Origin of the sequence: Ornithinimicrobium faecis (genome assembly GCF_023923225.1) — a bacterium.
GTDB classification, from domain to species: Bacteria; Actinomycetota; Actinomycetes; order Actinomycetales; family Dermatophilaceae; genus Ornithinicoccus; species Ornithinicoccus faecis.
Genome location: NZ_CP099489.1, coordinates 4,252,716 through 4,272,950 on the forward strand (window position 1 = coordinate 4,252,716; position 20,235 = coordinate 4,272,950).

The 20,235-nt window shown below is 65.7% G+C and carries 17 protein-coding genes and 1 riboswitch; of the genes, 12 read left to right on the forward strand and 5 right to left on the reverse strand.

Annotated elements, in window-relative coordinates:
• Positions 1-66: 66 nt before the first annotated feature.
• Positions 67-1,053, reverse strand: coding sequence for a DUF2891 family protein (locus NF556_RS19630; RefSeq protein WP_252592874.1), 987 nt, complete (start codon positions 1,051-1,053; stop codon positions 67-69).
• Between the two features lie 321 nt (positions 1,054-1,374).
• Between NF556_RS19630 and NF556_RS19635 the strand changes: the two genes are divergently transcribed.
• Entirely contained in the window at positions 1,375-1,944 is a 570-nt protein-coding gene (locus NF556_RS19635; RefSeq protein ID WP_252592875.1) for a hypothetical protein, read from the forward strand.
• 612 nt (positions 1,945-2,556) lie between these two features.
• On the opposite strand, the gene NF556_RS19640 is transcribed toward NF556_RS19635, so the two are convergent.
• From NF556_RS19640 to NF556_RS19650, 3 genes are all read right to left on the reverse strand, one after another.
• Complete coding sequence (locus NF556_RS19640) at positions 2,557-3,546, reverse strand: ABC transporter ATP-binding protein (protein ID WP_252592876.1); 990 nt, start codon at positions 3,544-3,546, stop codon at positions 2,557-2,559.
• A 64-nt stretch (positions 3,547-3,610) separates the two neighbouring features.
• Positions 3,611-5,302, reverse strand: coding sequence for an ABC transporter permease (locus NF556_RS19645; protein ID WP_425607053.1), 1,692 nt, complete (start codon positions 5,300-5,302; stop codon positions 3,611-3,613).
• Complete coding sequence (locus NF556_RS19650) at positions 5,278-6,399, reverse strand: thiamine ABC transporter substrate-binding protein (protein ID WP_252592877.1); 1,122 nt, start codon at positions 6,397-6,399, stop codon at positions 5,278-5,280. Before NF556_RS19650 ends, NF556_RS19645 begins: the two co-directional genes overlap by 25 nt.
• 44 nt (positions 6,400-6,443) lie before the next feature.
• A riboswitch (TPP riboswitch) is annotated at positions 6,444-6,549 on the reverse strand.
• Between the two features lie 258 nt (positions 6,550-6,807).
• On the opposite strand from NF556_RS19650, the gene NF556_RS19655 reads away from it, so the two are divergent.
• From NF556_RS19655 to NF556_RS19670, 4 genes are read left to right on the forward strand one after another with little or no spacing between them, the layout of a single operon-like run.
• Entirely contained in the window at positions 6,808-8,619 is a 1,812-nt protein-coding gene (locus NF556_RS19655; RefSeq protein WP_252592878.1) for a nucleoside-diphosphate sugar epimerase/dehydratase, read from the forward strand.
• Positions 8,616-9,758, forward strand: coding sequence for a DegT/DnrJ/EryC1/StrS family aminotransferase (locus NF556_RS19660; RefSeq protein ID WP_252592879.1), 1,143 nt, complete (start codon positions 8,616-8,618; stop codon positions 9,756-9,758). The genes NF556_RS19655 and NF556_RS19660 overlap by 4 nt, the downstream gene beginning before the upstream one ends.
• A complete protein-coding gene (locus NF556_RS19665; RefSeq protein ID WP_252592880.1) occupies positions 9,755-10,351 on the forward strand; it encodes a sugar transferase in 597 nt (198 codons plus the stop codon). The genes NF556_RS19660 and NF556_RS19665 overlap by 4 nt, the downstream gene beginning before the upstream one ends.
• A gap of 5 nt (positions 10,352-10,356) precedes the next feature.
• Positions 10,357-10,986: a NeuD/PglB/VioB family sugar acetyltransferase gene (locus tag NF556_RS19670; protein ID WP_252592881.1), complete on the forward strand. Its 630-nt coding sequence runs from the start codon at positions 10,357-10,359 to the stop codon at positions 10,984-10,986.
• A gap of 43 nt (positions 10,987-11,029) precedes the next feature.
• Here the strand turns inward: NF556_RS19670 and NF556_RS19675 are convergent, their stop codons facing one another.
• On the reverse strand, positions 11,030-12,526 hold the full coding sequence (locus tag NF556_RS19675; protein ID WP_252592882.1) for a tyrosine-protein kinase domain-containing protein: 1,497 nt from the start codon (positions 12,524-12,526) through the stop codon (positions 11,030-11,032).
• A gap of 206 nt (positions 12,527-12,732) precedes the next feature.
• Here NF556_RS19675 and NF556_RS19680 point away from each other — a divergent pair, with 206 nt between their 5' ends.
• The 7 genes from NF556_RS19680 (at position 12,733) to NF556_RS19705 (ending at position 20,027) form a co-directional block, all read left to right on the forward strand.
• A complete protein-coding gene (locus tag NF556_RS19680) occupies positions 12,733-13,950 on the forward strand; it encodes a lipopolysaccharide biosynthesis protein (protein ID WP_256829368.1) in 1,218 nt (405 codons plus the stop codon).
• A complete protein-coding gene (locus NF556_RS19685) occupies positions 13,947-15,377 on the forward strand; it encodes an O-antigen polymerase (RefSeq protein ID WP_252592884.1) in 1,431 nt (476 codons plus the stop codon). The genes NF556_RS19680 and NF556_RS19685 overlap by 4 nt, the downstream gene beginning before the upstream one ends.
• A complete protein-coding gene (locus NF556_RS19690) occupies positions 15,374-16,279 on the forward strand; it encodes a sulfotransferase (protein WP_252592885.1) in 906 nt (301 codons plus the stop codon). Before NF556_RS19685 ends, NF556_RS19690 begins: the two co-directional genes overlap by 4 nt.
• 80 nt (positions 16,280-16,359) lie before the next feature.
• On the forward strand, positions 16,360-17,175 hold the full coding sequence (locus NF556_RS21575) for a glycosyltransferase (protein WP_425607054.1): 816 nt from the start codon (positions 16,360-16,362) through the stop codon (positions 17,173-17,175).
• Positions 17,172-18,083, forward strand: coding sequence for a sulfotransferase (locus NF556_RS19695; RefSeq protein ID WP_252592886.1), 912 nt, complete (start codon positions 17,172-17,174; stop codon positions 18,081-18,083). Before NF556_RS21575 ends, NF556_RS19695 begins: the two co-directional genes overlap by 4 nt.
• Positions 18,084-18,195: 112 nt before the next feature.
• On the forward strand, positions 18,196-19,143 hold the full coding sequence (locus NF556_RS19700; protein ID WP_256829367.1) for a glycosyltransferase family 4 protein: 948 nt from the start codon (positions 18,196-18,198) through the stop codon (positions 19,141-19,143).
• Entirely contained in the window at positions 19,143-20,027 is an 885-nt protein-coding gene (locus NF556_RS19705) for a sulfotransferase family protein (RefSeq protein ID WP_252592888.1), read from the forward strand. Before NF556_RS19700 ends, NF556_RS19705 begins: the two co-directional genes overlap by 1 nt.
• Positions 20,028-20,235: the final 208 nt, after the last annotated feature.

The following is a 20,235-nucleotide window of genomic DNA, read 5'->3' on the forward strand; positions in this document are numbered from 1 at the left end:
CCGACGGGCCCGTCCTCTCCTGGTGAGAGGGCGGGCCCGCTCGCGTCCCCGTCACACTCCCGCGCGTCACTCCCGCGCGAGCAGCAGGAAGCTGACCAGCCAGTGGGTGGCCATGAAATCGCCGTCCGTCACGTGCGGCAGCACGGCGGCGACCTGTCGGTCGGCCGAGGAGCGCAGTATGCCGCCACGCGCCGGCGGCAGTGACCTCGCCAGGGCGCGGAGCTGCCAGGCGCGCGACAAGGCCAGGCCCAGCAGGTGCGCGCCCTGCCCATCGCTGGGGTCCAGCACGGCCGGTGGCTCCAGCAGGTGGGCGTGGGCACCCTCGCCCAGGCCCGGCAGGAAGCGCTCCAGCCAGGGCCCAAACTCCTCCTCCCCCAGCACCCGCTGCATCAGCACGGCTTCGGTCAGGGCGGGTGAGAGGAAGTCGCTGCCGGACGGCTCGTCCGCCGTGTGCGCGGGCCCATCGCCAGCAAACCAGTCGCGAGCGCGGTCACTCACGGCGGCCACGACGTCATCGCGACCGAGCGACGCATAACCGCGGTGCAGGAGCAGCAACCCGAAGGCGTCGTTCTGGTGCTTGCCGTGGCGGATCGGATAGGCCTGCCGCGGCAGCCAGGCCAGCACGTGCTCGGCGATCACGTCCAGCAGCGGTCCCATCGCGGCCGACCACGACGGGTGATCACGCACGGCGGCCCCGAGCAGTGCCGCCCAGGCCCAGCCGTAGGGGCGCTCGAAGGCGGGCCGTTCCCGCAGGTAGGCGGCCTCGGTGGCCAGGTGCTCCTGGGTGAGCCGCTCGTCCAGGAGCTCCCGGGCGGCCGACACCACCGGTGAGGGGGCGGGGTGAGCCGGCCCCTCGGCATACGGCTCGAGCAGTTGGACCAGGGACCACTGCATATGCACGGAGCTGTGCCAGTCGAGGGCACCGTGGAAGCTCGGGTGGAGCCGCTGTGGCGTGATGTCGGTGTCGTCCGGGCCGGTCGCGACATGCCCCGAGGAGTAGGGATAGGGCCGGCGCAGGACCTCGACGGCGATCTGGAGGAGGCGTTGATCCATGGCTCCATCGTGCCCTCCACGCCATTGTGATGCAGGTCACAACAACGTGATGCAACGAACGGCTCCGCTGTGGCGTCTTTGGAGTGTGAGGGTCCGGGGCAAGACCCGCACAGGTGCAGGGGAGGCTTCCTTCGGGGAGTCGCACCGGGGGAACAGGGGCCGGGGCGCCGACGCAGGGGGTCGGCGCCCCGCCTCTGTCCCGGAGCGAAATCCGGCGCTGACCAGCACCGACTCGCTGGCGCCCGAATTGGTCGCAACCGGGTGGAACGGGATGGGGCTCGGGCACGTCATACACTCGGGAACCGACGAGAGGTGAGAACCATGACGAACTCCCGAATGCGCGCCGCTGCTCCGCTGCTGGCGCTGACCATTGCTCTGGGCCTGGGGGCCTGCGGATCAGAGACCGAGGAGCCGGGGACGGACAGTCCGAGCGCCAGTGAGAGTGAGAGCGCGACCGAGACTCAACCGCCGGCCGACGACGAGGAAACCACCAGCGATAACGCCGAGGAGACTGTCGTGCCTAATGAGCCCACCGAGGACGACAAGCCGACCGCCGGGGCTCCGGTTGAGTTGCCGACCAATGAGGTGCCCGAGAGTGTGATCGCCCAGGACGACGTCCAGGAAGCGATCACTGAGCTGGCGAAGGAGCAGTCCGTCGAGCCCGACGCTGTGACTGTCGCTGGCTATTTCGAGGTGACCTGGAGCGACGGCAGCCTGGGGTGCCCGAAGCCAGGCATGAGCTACACCCAGGCACTCGTGCCGGGCCACCTGCTGGTGCTCGAGGTGGACAGCGAGCAGTTCAGCTATCACGGCGGCCAGAAGGCAGGCTTTGCCTATTGCGCCGCCCCGAACCTGCCCAAGGACCTCGGCACCGGCGCCGCCACCAGTTGAGCATGACCTGATCTCGGCTCACGTCCTCCTGCAGGAACGGGCAACTGCTCGTCAGGAGCGGGCAACTGCTCGTCATCCTGCAGGAGGATGTGGATCGTTGACAATCAGGCGTAGTATTGCCAGCAGACAGTCACGCACGGGGGTCCCGGGCGTGCGTTCGCGCCAGGCTGGCGCCTGTGGGCGGGAGAAAACCCGCCTCACCAGCCCCGCAGGATCTCGTTCTGGAGCAGGTTTGATGCATATCCTTCTAGACTCCCCGGCAGAAGAAACCCGCGCAGTCGCCCGACCAGTGGCCATCTGGCCTATCGTCGCGCTCACTGTGGCCGCACTGATTGGCCTGGCCGTGGGCACCGCCGCGACCGCCGACCTGCCCGACAGCACGCTCCTCGTGCAGCACTCGATCACCAAGCGAGCCCTCTGACCCTCGGGCGCCTTGCCCGCTGAGGCTCGTCGCGCTGAAACCTCCCTGCCGACCGTCCTGCGAAGCCCCCCGCTGAGGCTCGCCCCGCTGACCCCCCCCGCTGCCCGTCTCGCCGAAACCGCCCAGTACCCGCACAGTGCACGACACGCCGAGGGTGATGGCGGGGGCCGGCGGGACGGGAAGAACGCTCGTCAGAGGAGCGCCATGCCTGCCCGGTCAGGGAGCACCCGCACGCGATGTCCTGGGGTGAGGACCGCGTCCTGGGGTGCGAGCGCCTCGACCGGGCCGACGTCGTCCAGCTCGAGGTCCACTCGCACGGCGTCGCTGATCGCGGCTGCCCTGCGGACGGTGGCGTGCAGGGGGCCGTCGGGGTCGACGCGCAGCGCGGACCGCCGCAGCGCCAACGGTGCCCGGGACGGGTTGGGCAAGCCGGCGGCATCGGCGACCTGCTCGGCGGGGGTGCCCACCAGGAACGTGCTGAAACCCAGGAACTCGGCGACCCGGCGGTCCACCGGCTCAGTCCACACGGTCTGGGTTGGCCCCTGCTGGACGATCTGCCCCTCGAGCATCACCGCCATCCGATCCGCGAGCGTGAATGCCTCGTCGTGATCGTGCGTGACCAACAAGGCGGTGGTGTGGGTCGCGCTCAGAATGCCGCGCAGATCACCAGCCAGGCGCTCACGCAGCGAGCGGTCCAGGGCAGACAGCGGCTCATCCAGCAACAGCACCCGCGGCTGCGCAGCCAGTGCCCGGGCGAGCGCGACGCGTTGCTGCTCACCACCGGACAGGGTCGTGACGTCACGGTCGCCATAGTCCGGCAGCCCGACCGTCTCCAACAGGTCGACCACCTGCGCGTTTGCCTCGGAACGGTCCACGCCGCGCAATCGCAACGGATAGCCGACGTTGCCGGCGACATCGAGGTGCCGGAAGAGCTGGCCGTCCTGGAACATCAGGGCGAAACCGCGCCGGTGCGTCGGCACTCCCGCCAGGTCCTGGCCGTTGAGGTTGACGCTGCCACCGGAGAGATCCTCGAGGCCAGCGATGGCGCGCAGCAGCGTCGACTTGCCGCAGCCAGAGGGCCCGAGCACGGCGAGCACCTGCCCCTCGGGCAGAGCCAGGGACACCTCGTCGACGGCAAGCAGGTCTCCAAAGCGGACCGTCACGTCATCCAGGCGCAGCATCAGTCGATCTCCAGAATGGTCACACGGTGGGGTTCGGTTCTCGCCTTGTCGCGGGGTTGGACCATCAGAAGGACCCCACGCTGCCGACGCGGAGCCGCTCGACCAGACCCATGACGCTCACGGTGAGCAGACTGAGGACCACGGAGGCGGCCAGGGCCATCCCCATGTTGTCGGTGCCCGGGCGCCCGATCAGCTCATAGATCATCACGGGAACAGTAGGCCGGTCGGGGCGCGCCAGGAAGCTGGTGGCCCCAAACTCGCCGAGCGAGACCGCGAACGCAAACCCGGTGGCGGCCAACAGCGGACGGCCCAGGACCGGCCCCTCGGCAGTCCAGGCGGCACGCAGTGGCCCGGCCCCGAGCGCCGCGGCGGCCTGGCGGATCCGCGGATCGACCGAGCGCAGGACCGGCGTGATGGTGCGCACCACCAGCGGGAGCGCCACCAGGGCCTGGGCGATCGGCACGAGGACCGCGGAGGTGCGCAGATCGAGCGGAGGTCGGTCCAGAGTGATCAGGAAACCGAAACCGACAGTCACCGCGGAGATGCCCAGCGGCAGCATGAAGGCACCGTCCAGCACGGAGACCAGCCGGCGCGCCCCGGCCCGGCGTGGACGCCGGGACACCACGATCGAGACACACACCCCCAGCACCATGGCGATGATCGTGGCGTCCACGGCCGTGCTCACCGAGTTCTGCACGGCCTCCAGGATGCTGACGCGCATCGCGGTCGTGGCCGAGGGGTCGGCGAGCGCTCGATAGTGCTCCAGGGTCCACCCACTGCCACCGCGCAGCGAGCGCGCCACCAGCGTCAGGACCGGCGTGAGCACGAACGCGACAACCAGGCCGGCGATCACCAACAGCGGCGCATCAGAGCCCCGCGGTGCCCGGGCGACCGAGCGTGCGGCGGCGCGGTCGGTCGTGGCCTCGGACCGGGACCGGGCACGCGCGGCGAGGGCCAACATCACCACGACGGCGATCAGCTGGATCACCGACAGCACGGCCGCGCCCTGCAGGTCCAGGAACTCGGTCGTCAGCAGATAGATCTCGCTCTCGATCGTGCCGTAACGCAACCCGCCGAGGGTCAGCACGACCCCGAAGGCGGTGGAGCAGAACAGGAAGACCAACGTCCCCGCCGAGACGATCGAGGGCAGCAGCGCCGGAAGGGTCACGGTCCGGAAGACGTGCACGGGCGAGGCGCCCAGAGCCGCAGCAGACTCCTCGGCCCGCCGGTCCAGCCCCTCCCACATGCCGCCGACGGTGCGCACGACGACGGCCAGATTGAAGAAGACGAACGCGAGCAGGATCGCGAGCCAGCTGCGGTCCCACCCCAGGAAGCCCAGGGGCCCGCCACTGGACAGCAGCGCCCGGAACATCACGCCCACCACCACCGTGGGCAGCACGAAGGGCATGACCACGATGGCGCGCAGCAGTGCCCGACCTGGAAAGACCAACCGATAGAGCACAAAAGCCAGCGGCAGACCCAACAGGAGGGTCAGCGCGGTGCCGAGTGTCGCCATACCGATCGTGAAGCCCAGCACCCGGGTGGTCCGGTCCCGGCCGAGGACCTCCCCGACCCCGGAGAGGTCCCAGGCGCCGTCGGGATAGAAGCCGCGCACCAGCATCCCGCCGACGGGCAGGACAAAGAAGACCGCCAGGAAGGCCAGCGGCAACAGGGCCAGCAGCGTGACCCCGACGGCTGGAACAACACGCGCCGGGATCAGGCGTGCGGGGGCTAGCCGGTGGTGATGTCGGCCCACTCGCGCACCCAGTCCTCCCGGCTCTCCTCGATCAGCTCCGGGTCGACCTGGATCGGCTCCGGTGCCACGTCGGCCCACTGCGCCCACAGCTCGGGCAGCTCGACGTCGGTGACGGGGTAGACGAACATCGCGTCGGGGATGGCCGCCTGGACCTCGTCGGTCAGGAGATAGTCAACCAGGGCCTGGGCGCCCTCGGGGTTCGCCGCACCCTCCAGGACGCCGGCATATTCGACCTGGCGGAAGCAGGTGTCCAGCAGGGCGCTCGTGGTGGGCTCCTCCCCGCCCTCGGGGATCGTGAACGGGGGGCTGGAGGCATAGGACAGCACGATCGGGCGGTCGCCGCCGCTGAACGTGAAGTCGACGCCGTAGGAGTCCGACCAACCGGAGGTGATCACCGCTCCGTTGGCCATCAGGTCGCGCCAGTAGCCCTGCCAGCCGTCCGCGCCGAACTCACCGATCGTGGCGATCAGGAAGGCCAGGCCGGGGCTGGAGGAGCTCGCGCCCGAGGTGACGAACAGGTCCGCATAGGTCGGGTCGGTCAGGTCCGCCAGGGTCTGCGGGGGCTCGATGCCCTCAGCCTCGAACCAGGCGTCGTCGATGTTGACGCAGACGTCGCCGTAGTCGATCGGCGTCAGATAGTCAGCGGCCTCCCCCGGGAGCGCGTGCTCGCTCACCTCCGGCGGCAGATCCGAGGGGCTGTATGCCGTCAGGACCCCCTCGTTGACGGCTCGGCTGGCGAAGGTGTTGTCGATGCCGAAGACGGCATCGCCGATGGGACTGCCCTTGGTGAGCACCAGTTGGTTGGTCAGGGCACCGGCATCGGCGGAGGCCTGCACGACCACCTGATAGCCCGTCTGCTCGGTGAAGCCAGCGAGCACCTCGTCGGGCAGGGTGAACGACTCGTGCGTGACGAGCACGACCTCCGCGTTTTGTGGGGAGGTCTCGCTGGTCTCCCCCGCACTGTCTTGGGGGTTTTGCTGGTCTGGTGTGGGCTCGTCGTCCGCGCCCAGCAACGTGCACCCGCTGAGAGCGAGTGCCAGACCCAGCCCGGCGGCCAGGTGAGCGGCGCCGCGGCGGCGCGTGTCGGCATACTGCATGGTGGTGATCCTCCTCGGAACTGCAGGAGGGGCGGTGGATGGATCCACCTGGAGACTCGACTTCCTCCACCGGTGCTAACCGGATCAGGTTCGAGGGTCTGCGGCGCGGTGCCGCACTCTCAGCGCTGGTGCGCTCCCCTGTCGTGCCTGCCAGCCTACAAGGGTGAGACCGGCGGCCTACCCACGGTCTCGGACGACGCCAGGAACGCGGACGGGCGCACGCCCAGTCCCGCTGAAAGAACTGGTTGAAACTGTTCCATATTTCACCAAGAACAGGTAAAGTTCCCGCCAAGTCACGGTAATGGTCTCCGGTCGCTCAACGCGTGCGGCAGGAGCCAACAGGCCCCTTTCCGTGGCTCGTTCTATCCCCAGAGTCTCCCAGAGATGTCACCGGAACGGAGTGGTGCTGTGCACGAGGCGAAACTCCCTCCGAAGCCGCCTCGCAGTGAGACCGTCGTCCGCGGTGTCTGGATCGTCGTCGACGGGTTGTGCTGGTCGCTGGCCATCGTGGCAACGATGTTCACCCGGCTGCAGTTGGAGACTGAGGTCCTGGAGGTAGGCAGCACCTGGTCGCTGGCGTTGGGAGCCGCCGGCGTCCATGCTGCGGTCGGGCTCTCCATCGGCCCCTATATGGTGCGCCATGTCCGCGGCAGTTTTGAGGAAGTCACGTCGGTGGCTCGCACTGCCTTCATCACGGGACTCACCCTCGTTGCACTTGCCTGGGTCATCGGAAGCGCACAGGTGCCCCGATCCATCCCCTTCCTGGCCACGGGGTTGGCCATCGTCCTCATGCTGGCCAATCGGTTCACGGTGCGCACCTATCGATCGCACCGCGCAGGCAACCGCCGCCGCGACCGACGGGTCATCGTCTATGGCGCGGGCCTGGCTGGTCGAAGGCTGGTGCACAACATGCTGCACGACGACGGCAGCGAACTGTTGCCGGTGGCCTTCGTCGATGACAATCGCGCCAAGCGCCGACTCAAGGTCGAGGGCGTCCCCGTGCTCGGCAGCCTCAAGGATCTCGCAGCGATCGCCGAGCGCACGTCGGCGACACATCTGGTCATAGCCATCTCCTCGGCCGACGGCAAACTCGTCCGGCAGGCACGCAACGTCTCCCAGCAGGCAGGACTCAAGGTCAAGGTCCTGGCACCCCTCAACGACTGGGTGACCGAAGATGACCCCCAAGTCTTCGACCTCCGCGACCTCGACCTCAAGGACCTGCTCGGACGCCACGCGGTGAGCCTCGATGAGGACGCGATCCGGAAACACCTCGCCGACAAGGTCGTCCTCGTCACAGGGGCAGGGGGCTCGATCGGATCGGAGCTGTGTCGGCAGATCGCGGGCTATAACCCACGGCGTCTCATCATGCTGGATCGGGATGAGTCCGCACTGCATGCCGTGCAACTCAGCCTCAGTGGTCGCGCTCTCCTCGACACCGATGACCTGCTGCTGGCGAATATCCGCGACGCGGAGGCCATCCAAGCCCACTTCTCCGCACTGCAACCTGATGTGGTCTTCCACGCTGCTGCGCTCAAGCATCTGAGCCTCCTCGAGCGCCATCCGCTGGAAGCATGGAAAACCAACGTCCTCGGGACCCTCAACGTGCTGCAGGCCGCAGCAGCATGCCAGGTCGGCACCTTCGTCAACATCTCCACAGACAAGGCCGCGAGCCCGACCTCCGTGCTCGGCCGGTCCAAACGCATTGCCGAACAATTGACGACCCACTTCGGGCAGCAGGGAGTCGGACGGTTTGTGTCGGTGCGCTTCGGCAACGTCCTCGGATCCCGCGGCTCAGCCATCCCCGCCTTTGCTGAGCAGATCCGCCGTGGCGGGCCCGTCACCGTCACCCACCCCGAGGTCGAACGCTATTTCATGCTCACCCAGGAAGCCTGTCAACTGGTGCTCCAGGCTGGCGTCATCGGCCAAAGCGGCCAGGCGATGGTGCTGGACATGGGCAGCCCTGTGAAGATCGTCGACATGGCGCGGGAACTCATCGTCCTGTCCGGCAGGTCGGTCTCCATCGAGTTCACGGGGCTCCGCCCTGGGGAGAAGTTGCGGGAGGACCTCTTTGCCGATGAGGAGGAGCGTCTCTCGACACTCCACCCGAAGATGACAGCTGTCCAGGTGCCGCCGCTGGCGCCAGAAAACCTGTCGTCAGAGGGGCTCTTGCCCCAGGTCACGACACGCCTCGGCAACCGCGCCGATCGGAAGATCGCGTGACGGATCAGCCTCCGCAGGAGCGGATCTTTCTGTCCCTCGCCGACGTCGGGGAGGTCGAGGAGCAGTATGTGCGTGAGGCCCTCCGCTCTGGTTGGGTCGCCCCCCTGGGGCCACACGTCGATGCCCTGGAGCGAGAGGTCGCCGACCGAGTTGGGGTCCAGCACGCGCTCGCCGTGAACTCGGGAACTGCCGCCCTGCATCTGGCCCTCCTGCACCTGGGCGCCAGGCCGGGCACGAAGGTCGTCGTCGCGAGTATGACCTTCGCCGCGACGGCAAATGCCGTGGCCTACACAGGAGCCGAGCCAGTCTTCGTGGATGCCAGGGAGGAGGACGGCAATGTCGACCCCGACCTGATGCTTGATGCGGTTCGGACCCTGCAGGCGGAGGGCGAGCAGGTCGCGGCAGCCATCCCCGTGGACCTCTTCGGTCGGATCGCCGACTACACCCGTCTCGCGCCGGGCCTGGCCGACCTCGGAGTGCCTCTGGTCGAGGATGCGGCGGAGTCGCTCGGAGCTTCGCTTGAGGGACGGGCAGCAGGGACCTTCGGAAGGGCGGCTGCGCTGTCATTCAACGGCAACAAGATCATGACAACGTCCGGGGGCGGGATGCTGCTCACCGACGACACCGCGCTTGCGGAGCACGCGCGAAAGCTCTCGGGCCAGGCCCGAGAGCCTGTGCCCTGGTACGAGCACACCGAGATCGGTTACAACTACCGGTTGTCCAACATCCTGGCGGCGCTGGGGCGTGCCCAGCTCGCCCGGCTGGACGAGATGATCGCTCGACGGCGCGAGATACGACAGCGCTACATCGCGGCGCTGGCCGACCTCCCCGTCACCTTCTTGGGACCCCAGGGCGCAACGGGAGGGGACGCCGACGACAACTGTTGGCTGACCACGCTCACCGTCGACAGGGGGCCGGGCGCCCCGGCCGTCGTCGAGGCTATGTCCCAGCAATCCATCGAGGCTCGACACCTGTGGAAACCGATGCACACGCAGCCCGTGTTCTCAGGGGCTCGGTCCTTCATCACGGGGGCATCCGAGCGACTCTTTGCACGCGGGGTGGCCCTGCCGAGTGGTTCCACGCTCACCGACGACCAAGTGGTGCGAGTCATCGAGGCGTTTCGTCGGTGCCTGGGATGACCGTCACTGCCAAACGCCTGATAGACATCGTGGCTTCCAGTGGTGGCCTGATCCTGACCATGCCCATCCAGGCGGCCACGGCTCTAGCTATCCGGGCGACGATGGGCCGTCCGGTGCTCTTCCGCCAGCGTCGCCCCGGCCTGCACGGTGAACCGTTCGAGATCCTGAAGTTCCGGACCATGGCTGCCACTGACCCGAACGCCCCGTTGGAGGCGGACGGCCAACGTCTCACCCCCCTGGGCATCATTCTGCGCAGCACGAGTCTCGACGAACTACCGACGCTGTGGAATGTCCTCAGGGGCGACATGTCGATCGTCGGTCCGCGCCCTCTCCTCATGCAGTATCTCGAGCGCTACTCACCCGAGCAGTCGCGCCGCCACGACGTCCGCCCCGGGCTGACGGGGCTGGCGCAGGTCAACGGTCGGAATGCCATCTCATGGCACGAGAAGTTCTGCTATGACCTGCATTACGTCGACAATCACTCGCTCGTCCTGGACGCGCGCATCATCGCGCGCACGGTCCGCCTGGTAGTCCAGCGATATGGAGTGTCCGCTGAGGGCAGCGCCACAATGCCTGAGTTCGTGGGAAACTGAGCCGTATGGTGCGGGACCTTGTCGTGATCGGCGCAGGTGGCTTTGGCCGCGAGACCATCGACGTCATCCGTGCCATCAACGAACAGCAGCCGACGTGGAACCTGGTCGGCGTGGCTGACGATGCACCGTCAGCGACGAACCTCGGGCGTCTCAGTGCCCTCGGGGTGTCCCATCTTGGATCCATTGGAGACATCCCACGGGGCCTGGCCGTGGCAGTTGCAGTCGGCCAGCCCTCCACCCGGAAACGTATTGTCGCGACCCTGACAGAGCGATGGCACAGTTATCCATCTTTAGCGCACCCGGGCAACCGTGTTGGCAGCGCATTCCGGCACGGCATAGGCCTCATTTCCCTGCCCGGCGCCTCGATCGGCACGAACGTTACGCTCGGTGACCACGTGCACCTCAGCGCGAATGCGGTGGTCGGTCACGACTCGCAACTGGGCAACTACGTGAGCGTGAATCCGAATGCCACTGTGTCGGGCGAGGTCCACCTCGACGAAGGCAGTCTCATCGGAGCAGGGAGCGTGATCCTCCAGGGGCTCCGGGTCGGAAGGCAGAGCACGGTCGGCGCCGGGGCCTGTGTGGTCCGAAACACGCCGGACCTGACCACCGTCAAGGGTGTTCCAGCCACCTGAGCGTGGCTGCCACCAGGGTTAGCGCGCGGTGGCCCACGCAAACTCAACGACTCCGGTGCTTCTTTTCTGCCTCAGCGTCGGAGGCGCTGGTGGGTGATTCGTAGCCGTACCCGTAGTAATAGGAGTGTGGCCCCCTTCCTCGTGCCGGCAGACGGTTCATCACCAGACCGAGCACATGAGCGCCCACGTTTTCGAGCGCCGTCAAAGCACGGGCGAGGTGCTCGCGCTTAATGACCCCCGCGCCGACCACGAGAATGGTTCCGTCGGCGTGCCTGCTCAAAACCGCCGCGTCAGTCACGGGAAGCAGGGGGGGCGCGTCGATAATGACGTAGTCGAAACGCCTGCGTAGATCTTCCAGGACGTGCGCCATTGCCTCCGACCCCAGGAGTTCGGAGGGATTCGGTGGGATCGGCCCGCAGCCCAGCACAGACAGCGAATGTGAGTCTCCGAACACCTGCAGCACGTCGTCAACGACTGCTGCCCCAATCAGCACGGTGGTCAGCCCAGCGGCCCCTTCCAAGCCCATGTACTCCAATAGTCGCGGACGGCGCAGGTCCCCTTCGACCACACAGACCCGACTCCCCGTGGCCGCCATGGTCAGGGCCAAGTTGGCCGTCGTGGTGCTCTTGCCCTCGTTCGGCAGCGACGAGGTGAAGACGATCACCTGCGGAGGGTTTGACACATCAACGAACTGAAGATTGGTGCGGAGCGTGCGGAAGGCCTCGGCGCGACTGCTCCGCGGGTCGTCCTGAACGATCAGTGGTCGAGCAATTGCGGCCTTGTCAAAGGCAAGCCCCCCGATGACAGTGCGATCCGTGACCATCTTGACGTCAGACTCTCCCTGCACCGAAGAATCGAGGATGTCCCGGAGTGCGCCGGCGCCGAACCCCAGCAAGAGCCCCAGAACTGTTCCCAGCGCCAGGTTACGGATGGGCTGGGGCGACACCGGTGTCTGGCTCACCGCAGCTGGGCTGACGATCGTCGCCTTCACAGGGCTAGGGCTGTCTGCGCTCACCTGGTCGAGTTGGGTCAAGGTGGAAACGAACTGCAGGCTGACCGCCTCAGCCACCGTGAGGGCTTGCGCAGGGTCGGGATCCTCGACAGCAATGTTGATGAGCACCGTGCCGGTGGGCGCTTGGGTGGTGATCTGCCGTCCCAACTCCCGCGCGGTCACGTCGAGCGCCAGTTCCTCGATCACCGGCTCCAGCACCAAGGGCGTCGTCACGATCTCCGCGTAGGTCGCCACCTGTCGTTGTGTGAAACTGCTGCCCTGCACGAGCGCTTGGGGGTCCTCGGCGCTCACGGTCGAGATATACAACTGCGCATTGGCACGATAGTGCTTGTCCGCGGTGACGGTGAGTAGTGCCGCGAGTGCCACCACTGCCAGGAAGACACCTGTGATCACTCGCCATCGACGTCGAACAATGAGCAGATATGCCCGGAGGTCGAGAGCAGATTGCCTCGCATCAGTGGCGGCAGTTTGCGTCACGAAACCGCCAGCATCAGGCTGGGCCGCCATCGACCCGTTGCGCTGACTCACGCCACGCCCAGCAAAGCTGACCGGGCGCTTTTCGTTTCGTCCGCGAGCGAGGGAGAGCCAGTGCAAAATTGGGTCATGGGCACGTGCCTCAGTGTAGGCGCCCCTGGCTGAATCATCGTCTAGGTTGCCCCACCGCGGGTGTTAACCTTGACAGCGTGACCTCGGCATCTGCGATGTCTGACAACGTGCGGATGCGTCGGGTGGCAATGCGCGTGGGCAGCGGCGCAGCGGGGGGTCGAATTATCACCCTCGGCGCCATGCTCTTGGCAGCCGGAATTCTCGGCCCCTCGGACTTCGGTCGCTTTTCTCTCATATTGGCGACGGCTCAGATGTTGGGCATGTTCGCGACTCTCGGTCTCGCTCGCGGCCTTGTCCGACTCCTGCCTGACCGCGAAGCCACCCCCGGCGATCGTCGTCAACTGTGGGTGTGGTCCTGCCTCCCTGCCACCGTGATCTCAGCACTCCTTGCCCTTCTCGTGCTCGCCCTCCCCGAGGCCGGAAGGCTCATCGGGTTGCCCACTGATTCCGCGTGGCACCAGGTCGGTCTGGGACTCTGGCTCTTCGGGTTTACTCTCAGCAGCCTGGGTCAGGCTGGGCTGATCGGCAGCGGCCGGCAGGACAAGGCAGCCATCTGGATCGTGGTCCGGTCGATCTGCTTCGCCACCACTGTCTTGATCGGGTCATTCTTCTTCGCGCCGCAGTTCTTGGTCCTGGCATGCGGCCTCGCAGAACTGGTCGTGGCAGGAGCCCTGCTCCTCCTTGTCAACGCGTCGATCACGAGTGACACAGCTGGGTCCCTGAGCCGCGCAGGATTGACCTCCAAGCTCCTGCGCAACGGGGGGCCAGGCTGGTTAGCAGACCTGTCGTCACAGTTCGGCATATGGGCCACGCTCTACCTGCTGACCCAGTCAGCCTGGGGACCGGCCCTGGCGGGTATCTTCGCCCTCGGACAGCGGGCATTCGTCGCTGTGACCATGCTCTCGCGACAAGTGTCACTGTCGTTCGTGCCTATCCTCGTGCACGCACGAGGCCGGGATCACGCCTCGTGGGTGCGCGCAAGCCGCAGAACTCTCAGGTACAGCCTTGGCATCGGATCCGCAGTCGCTCTCCCCGTCCTGCTGCTCTTCCTAGTTTCCGGCCCCTTGATGGGCGAGTATGGCGATCACAGAACTCCCCTGATGGCCATGGCCGCTCTTGGGGTGTTGGCCTCATGGAACACGGGCATGGGAGTCGTCGCACAGACGGGTGGTCGGCTGACACGGTGGGGCGTGAGCGATGCCTTGGCTGCGGCGTCAACGGTGACGGTGACAGCGCTCTTGATGGACGACCTCGGACTGTGGGCCGCCGTGCTCGGCTTCGGCGCGGGCCATCTTCTACGCTCGCTGGTCCTCGCCCCCGCTGTGCCCCTGAGGTCGGCACCATGACGGCCAGCACACGCCGCCTCGGCGTTCCCACGCTCCCGGCCGCAGCGACTCATTTATCGCCGTCGAGTTACTTCTTCGTGACCCTGGCATCTCTCATCCTCGTCATCGGGTTCTCCAGGGCAAGTTCCACGCTGCAGGTGACAGTGGCCGCCTCCGTGCTGGTCTACCTGACCGCCACAACGATCCGGCCTGAGCACCGCCTCGCGACAGACCATTGGCTCACGCCGCTGAACTGGATGCACATGGGGTGGTTCCTGCAAATCGTTCTTCTCCCGACGGTGGTCGTTGTCCTCGGGCCAACGGCGATCCAATTGGCACAAGTTCCGGACAGCCGACATCTCGCTGCTGCCGTTGGGCTCCAAACCCTCGCCCACGTGACCTTCCTCTGTGCCCTCCACACGGTCCGTCCACGCAGGGCTTCTCCCGTGAGTGCTGGCCCTCCGGTTCCGGGTGTCGCCATCCTGCTGACGGCGCTCGTGGGAGGGCTAGCCCTCCTGACGCTGTTTGGTGGCCCCGGCAACGTGCTCAACTATTTTCGGGGAAACGTCCGCTCTGCGCAGGGTGCCAGCCAGCTCGCACCATTCCTCGTCCCCCTCCTTGGCGTCAGTTCCGTGCTCGCCCTGCGCCAAGCCATCCTGCGTCAGAGAAACCGACCTGTCTGGCTCCTGATCTGCCTTGCCGGCCTCCTCGTCGGCTTCGGCAGCAGCGGCTACAGCAGAGGAATGTTCGCGACCGCGATCATCGCCATGCTGGCCATGATCAGCCGCAGCTGGCGTCGCATCCCACTAGCGACCTACGTCCTGATCCTGCTGGTCGGCAGCCTCGCGGCCCTGTCGCTGGGCGAGTACCGCACCACGTTCCTGCGCACCGACGGTGGGCAAATCAGTGTTCAGCAAGCCGGCTTGAATGAGTCAAGCTTTTCCCCTAGGCACCAGGTGGAGAGCTACATGCGAGCTCCGCAATACTTGGCGGTGATCCCGCGGGCCCTTCATAACGAGACCACCGTGCCGCCCTCGGCGCTCGTGAGCAATGTGCTGGCGCCGATCCCCGTGCTCGGGGAGCCCTTCCGAGAGTCCACGACCCGCACTCACTTCTCCCAAGAGGTTCGTCAGCGCCTCGATGTCGTCGATATGTCGCCGCCGATGGTGGGCGAGATGTACTGGACCCTAGGACTTCTTGGGACGGTCGTGGCGTTCATCGTCCTGGGGTGGCTCGTCGCCCGACTCGACCGCCGATTCCGTGAGGCGAGTGACCCTGGCAGCATCTTCCTACTGATGTTTGCCGGGGCGTGGTGCGGGTATCTCTTGGTCGGCTCCACACAGGTGCTCGTCCAAACCATTGTGTACATGGGCCCGGCCCTGATGATTCTTCATCTCCTTCGAAGACAACTTGCTGATCCCCCCACGCCAAGGAGACTGCCTTCATGAGAGTTCTCAATCGCCCACTGGACTTTGCGATCGTGGGAGCCGCTAAGGCAGGAACGTCGTCACTTGCTGATCTCGTAGACGCCCACCCTCGGGCCAAGGTACTGCGTCCCAAGGACGGGCACTTCTTCACGGCCGTGGATGGTCACCCTCGCTGGCAAGGGCCCCATGATGAAAGTTTCAACACACTCATCTCACGCGCAATCCGAGACTTCCCACTGCAAACCCGCGAGACCCCGCCAGACATCCTCGTGGGCGACGCTTCAGTATTTTACATGGCAGATGAGCAAGCGCTCCACCACTTGCAGGGGAACCTGACTGACGTGGCACCGGTCATCTGCGTTCTGCGCCGCCCAGAGCGCAGGGCATTCTCTGCCTACATGCACCTAGTGCGTGAGCAACTTGAAACTCTTTCTTTCGCGGATGCCCTTGCCGCGGAGGACGGGCGCAGGGCGGACCGCTGGCATCCGCTCTGGTGGTATAAGGAGCTGGGTTTCTACGCACCCCAGATCGAATTGCTCCACCAGATCTTCGGTGCTGCACGCGTTGTGACACTTCGCTACGAAGACATCAAAGACCGCCCGAATGCCGTGGCAACCCTGGTGTTCGACCGCCTCGGCCTATCCGTTCCGCCAGACCTGGTTCTGGGTCACACGAACGCTAGCGGCGCCCCGCGGAGTCGCTGGTTGCAGGCTGGCCTAGTCAGCACGAATCCAGTCAAGCAAACTCTGGGACGCATTGTTCCCAAAAGGCCTTGGTTAGCGATCCGGGCCAGCCTCCAGGCGGCGAACCTGCGCCGCGTTGAGATGCCGAGTGCGGCACAACTCTCCCTCATGGAAGACTACCGAGAAGACATCGCACGGGTCCAAGCGATGACAGGCCTTGACCTGACAGACTGGCAGTGAGCACCGTCCTCACACCAGTCGCGGCGGACAGCGTTCACCCAGGAGGGTAACGGATGACTAGTTCCACAGTAGGGGTCCTGATGCCTGTTCGGGCTCCAGCCCCCTATCTGAATGCAGCGTTGCTGAGTCTTGCGGCTCAGACCTTGACAAACTGGCGCTTGACTCTCGTGCTTGATGGCCCTGCTCCTGGCTTCGCCGAACACGCTGAGCACATCGTGGGCGAAGAACGCCTAGAGGTTCTTCAGTTGACAGAGTCCCGAGGCCTGTCGGTAGCTCTCAATCGTGGACTCGCGGAGATGCGCACGGAATACGTCGCTCGCCTAGACGCTGACGATCTTTCTGCTCCGAACCGTCTCGAACGCGAACTAGTGCACCTCGAGTCCCGCAAGGACGTGGTCTTGGTGGGGTCGCATGCCGAAATAATTGATGACACATCAGAGCACGTCGGGGTCGTGCGGGTGCCCGCCGGAGGCGACGTGCGAAAGTCACTGCTTCGAAAAAATCGATTCGTCGCCTCCAGTGTCATGTTTCGACGCCTTGCTGCAATTGAGGCTGGCGGTTATAACGCTCACTGCAGGCACGCTGAGGATTACGACCTGTGGCTCCGCATGGCCATCCTCGGGCCTGTTGAGAACTTGGATGAGACGCTGACGTCCTACCGCGTGTCCAATAACCAGGTCAGCATCAACCCGATGGACGCCCTTGGACGCGGCGTCATCCGACTGAGCAGGCAGGGGCTCAGTCGGCACCTGGGCCGAAGTCTCTGGCGCACCGATTTGGAACACTTGGCATGGGACCTTTGGCAGCGGCCCATTGCTCGCAATCGGCGAGGGAAGATGGCGCGACTACGTCGAGGGCAGACCACAACACGTCCTGAACACCGGGAGACCTCGTGAGTGGCCTCGACCGTCCGCTGGACTTCTCGATCGTCGGCGCCGCCAAGTCTGGGACCTCGTCTCTGGGACGGTGGCTCCACGAGCAGCCATCCCTGCACGTTCTGCAGCCGAAGGACTCCCACTACTTCTTCGGCCAGACAGGCAAGCACCATTGGGCGGGGCCCCGTGACGAAGTCTTCAACAAGAAGATCCTGGCGAGCCGAGAGGAGATGCCCGCACAGTTGGCACGGGTCTCCTCGCGCGTCCGCGTTGGCGAAGCCTCCGCGTTCTACATGGCTGACCCAGCGACCGTTACAGCCCTTGAGCGTGACCTGTCCCCGAACGGCATCGCCATCGCCATCCTCCGACGCCCCGACGAGCGTGCTTTCTCCGCGTATATGCATATGGTTCGCGAAGGTCTTGAGCCCGGCTCATTTGAAGAAGGGCTCCTGGCGGAGGACCAGCGGATCGCCGATGGGTGGCAACCCATCTGGTGGTACCGGGCGCTCGGGTACTACACCCAGCAGGTCGAGTGCCTCTTCGACGTGCTCGGCCGAGACCGCGTCCACATCATGCGATATGAGGACGTGGTGCTTGACCCTGTCCGTGCCCTGGCGCCGGCCTTGGCAGCCATCGGCACATCGATCACAGGTGGCGCTCTCACCCGGCAGAACGCAGGTGGTGTGCCGCGAAATCGGGCCCTGCACCGATTCCTCACTGAGCCGCGTCTCGTCAAGCGCCTCGGCAGCAAAGTCGTGCCACGATCCACCTGGTCCCTGGTGCGCTCGGACCTGGAGTCCAGGAACCTCACCCGGGCGAAACTGCCAGCACACGTGCGTCCTGCACTCATGGCGGACTACTTGCCAGACGTGAGGCGTCTGGAAGGCTTGACCGGTCTGGATCTCAGCACCTGGAACGTCGCCCCGTGAGGCGCGGACCCCGAGTATCTGGGAGGGGCTGGCCGTGCACATCGCTCTGACAGGTGGGATCTTTCACCACAGTGTCGAGTACCGACGCACCGTGCAGCCGACAACAGAGACGATGCTCTCGGAGTCACTCCGCGCCCGAGGCCATCGGGTCACAGAATTGGGCCCTCGTGACATCAGCGCCATCCACCGGCTCCGACGGCTCGACGTGGACCTGGTTCACGTCCACCACCCCGGGAGGCTGACAACTGCTCTGAGTCTGACGCCTCACCGAGTGCCCATCGTCTACACCCCACACCGGACCAACCTGCCCCGCAAGAGGCTCCTCACGCTTGGTCATCTCCGACTGCTGGCCCGCGCTGCCCGTGTCGTCGCATTGAGCCCCACGGAAGTGGCTCTCCTTTCTTCCGACCGTGGAGTGGACCCTGCTCGCGTCGCACTGATCCCCAACGGGTTCGATGCTGCTCCCTTCCCCTTCGCCGAACGGTCGGCACCAACAGCCGGAGAGCCATGGACCGTGCTCTTCGTCGGGCAACTCATCCCCCCGAAACAACCACTGGCGATCGTGGAGGCCTTGGACTGCGACGAACTGCGCGGACGCGTCCGCCTGCGGTTCGTCTTCCATCGCGAACGGATGCTCGACGAGCTCCGCTCCGAGGTGGCCAGGCGCAATCTGGGCGACTCGGTCGAGTTCGTGGGACGTCTTCACGGCGATCAGTTGTCAGCCGAGTACTCAGGTGCGCACTTCCTGCTCCTGCCGAGCACCACCCTTGAGGCACTTCCTTCGGTGATCACTGAGGCCGTGTTCACGGGGCTGCCCGTTATTGCTGGCGATGTCGGCGGGATCCGTTGGCAGCTGGACGGCTTTGGCGAGTGTCTCCCCGACATCAATGCCGCGAAGCTCCGCGAGTCCCTTATCGCTGCGATGTCGTCCTACTCCTCCCTCATGGCCCGAGCAGAAGATGCAGCCGCTAGTTTCCGGTCCAGATTCAGCGTCGACGCGATGGTTGATCGGCATCTCGACCTCTACGAGTCCCTGACTCTCCACGGAAAGAAGGGCTGATGGACGCTCGGAACTTCCTCGAGCTGCCTCGCCGCATGTACGGCGAGCTCGTGCGCGGACGCACACGAGTCAGAATCGTTGATCGGAGCACCGCTGCGGCCAATGGTCCGGCGCGGTTCCTATTGTCCCCCTACCGCTCGGGAACGACCCTGATGCGCTACTGTCTCGACTCCCACCCAGACCTTGCCGTGCCGCCCGAGACAGATTTCATCGCCAACCTGGCGGAGATGCTGAGCGACGACCGCGCCATGATCGGGCTAGCAGACATGGGTTTCAGTCATGGCGACGTCGCCCTCAGAGTGGGTGACTTCGCTCGCTCCTTCCACGACGCTTACGCGGCCAGCAAGCTGGCGACGCAGTGGCTCGACAAGAGCCCTCGCTACGCCGAGCAACCAGACATCGTCCCTCGTCTGTTCCCAGATGCTTTGTGTCTGGTCATGCACCGTCACCCCTTGGACCAGATTCACTCGATGACCCGCGGCCTGTCACACTCTCCCGATGCCTATGGCGACCAACTTGCCGGCCAGAGTCTTGCCGCCGCTGGCGCAGGCTACTGGCGCACCGTGACCCGCGGGCTAATGGAGTTCTGTGACAACCACCCGAGCCAGAGTCACGTGATGCGCTACGAGGACCTCTGTGATGATCCGGAAGGCACGCTCCGAGGAGCATTAGGGCACCTGCAACTGGAATGGAGCCCAGAAGTCTTGAACTACCACCGACACGACCACGATCTGGGCAGGGAAGCAGGTCGAGTCACCGGCACAATCGGGTTTAGGAAATCCACAGGCGGATGGCACAAATGGCCACAGGATGCGGTGAACGATGCTTGGGAGGTCGTTCGAGATGTTGCCTCAGATTTAGGCTATGAACCGCCCGCAGGATAGACAGCACCCCTCGGGCCTGTGGCCACTCAGAATGGACGTCGCCATCGGAGCACCGTTGGCTCAACATTCTGTGGCGACAAACCTGTGTCTTGCGTGAGGCCGTAGATCTTGCTCCACGCTTCGGCCATGCACGTGTCGGAGCAGTACTGCAGGCGAACGCGCCGACGACGCAGCGACACCCGCACAGGTATCCCGCATTCGTCGCAGT

What these genes read in the sequence shown, in the direction of transcription:
- NF556_RS19630 (WP_252592874.1), bottom strand. Translation starts at nt 1,053, where the DNA reads ATGGATCAACGCCTCCTCCAGATCGCCGTCGAGGTCCTGCGCCGGCCC.
- NF556_RS19635 (WP_252592875.1), top strand. Translation starts at nt 1,375, where the DNA reads ATGACGAACTCCCGAATGCGCGCCGCTGCTCCGCTGCTGGCGCTGACC.
- NF556_RS19640 (WP_252592876.1), bottom strand. Translation starts at nt 3,546, where the DNA reads ATGCTGCGCCTGGATGACGTGACGGTCCGCTTTGGAGACCTGCTTGCC.
- NF556_RS19650 (WP_252592877.1), bottom strand. Translation starts at nt 6,399, where the DNA reads ATGCAGTATGCCGACACGCGCCGCCGCGGCGCCGCTCACCTGGCCGCC.
- NF556_RS19665 (WP_252592880.1), top strand. Translation starts at nt 9,755, where the DNA reads ATGACCGTCACTGCCAAACGCCTGATAGACATCGTGGCTTCCAGTGGT.
- NF556_RS19670 (WP_252592881.1), top strand. Translation starts at nt 10,357, where the DNA reads ATGGTGCGGGACCTTGTCGTGATCGGCGCAGGTGGCTTTGGCCGCGAG.
- NF556_RS19680 (WP_256829368.1), top strand. Translation starts at nt 12,733, where the DNA reads ATGCGCGTGGGCAGCGGCGCAGCGGGGGGTCGAATTATCACCCTCGGC.
- NF556_RS19685 (WP_252592884.1), top strand. Translation starts at nt 13,947, where the DNA reads ATGACGGCCAGCACACGCCGCCTCGGCGTTCCCACGCTCCCGGCCGCA.
- NF556_RS19690 (WP_252592885.1), top strand. Translation starts at nt 15,374, where the DNA reads ATGAGAGTTCTCAATCGCCCACTGGACTTTGCGATCGTGGGAGCCGCT.
- NF556_RS21575 (WP_425607054.1), top strand. Translation starts at nt 16,360, where the DNA reads ATGCCTGTTCGGGCTCCAGCCCCCTATCTGAATGCAGCGTTGCTGAGT.
- NF556_RS19700 (WP_256829367.1), top strand. Translation starts at nt 18,196, where the DNA reads ATGCTCTCGGAGTCACTCCGCGCCCGAGGCCATCGGGTCACAGAATTG.
- NF556_RS19705 (WP_252592888.1), top strand. Translation starts at nt 19,143, where the DNA reads ATGGACGCTCGGAACTTCCTCGAGCTGCCTCGCCGCATGTACGGCGAG.